The sequence below is a fragment of the Gilliamella sp. W8136 genome, assembly GCF_016101285.1.
In the GTDB taxonomy this organism is placed as follows: domain Bacteria; phylum Pseudomonadota; class Gammaproteobacteria; order Enterobacterales; family Orbaceae; genus Gilliamella; species Gilliamella apicola_N.
In genome coordinates this window covers 1-923 of sequence record NZ_JACFQU010000044.1, presented here as the reverse complement: position 1 = coordinate 923, position 923 = coordinate 1, and the positions used below count along the sequence as shown (strand labels likewise).

Below are 923 nucleotides of genomic sequence, written 5' to 3'. Positions count from 1 at the left end.
CAATTACTTCTACCCAATCAGGTATGTTAGGGGTACGGCAATAATAGCAGGCATTAGGATCTAGTTTTTTTATTCTTTCAAATTCAGGAGTTTGCGGATCTTCATACAGTTCAGGATCACCTGAGCGATTGAGTTTTTTAAAACGATCATGTTCCTCTACACTACTATGCAACCAAGGTTTCGGATAACCTAAAGTAGCAAAAATTCTATTGCTAATAAAAGAGTAGCGCCCCCCTGCTAAGAAAAAAAATATGAGAGAAACAATCAAGAACATACTGAAATTTGAAAGTGTAATAATGATGAAATTATTAATATAATCTCTTTCTATACTAATGAATATTAAAATTAATGAGATTATATAAGTCAATAAACACAATACACCTGAAATTATAGCACTAACTTTTAACTGTAATAATGTCGGTACACCTACTGATCTTGGAAAATATAAAGCATGATATTGAGGCATTCGTACTGCGTAGGATTGATATTGGTTCGAGTCAATTTGCTTAACTACCATTTCAACATAATCTCCCTCTTTAAAACTAACATGCTCTATATTTCCCAATACTTCTTTTTTACCAACATAACAATAAAAAGTCTTTCCTTTTAAAGTAATACTACCTGCGGTTAATGAACCAATAATAGCAGCAATTAATTCAAAAGCCCCAATAATCATAAACCCGAATAAAGCTAGCCAACCAATATTATCCGAACGTAACTCTTTGGGATCGTCAAATACATGTAATTGACTAACTGTCCCTTTTAATAAACTATATTTAGCCATTATTCTAATCTTGAATTGATAATTCTTTTTGGTCTTTTAAATTAGGCGTATATCCTCGCTCATCAATTACTTCTACCCAATCAGGTATGTTAGGGGTACGGCAATAATAGCAGGCATTAGGATCTAGTTTTTTTATTCT

General features: G+C 32.3%; 1 protein-coding gene. It reads right to left on the bottom strand.

Going from position 1 to position 923, the window contains the following annotated elements:
- The coding region (locus H3T96_RS14585) for a hypothetical protein (protein WP_144093573.1) at positions 1–784 on the bottom strand (784 nt) is incomplete at its 3' end.
- Between the last annotated feature and the right edge of the window lie 139 nt (positions 785–923).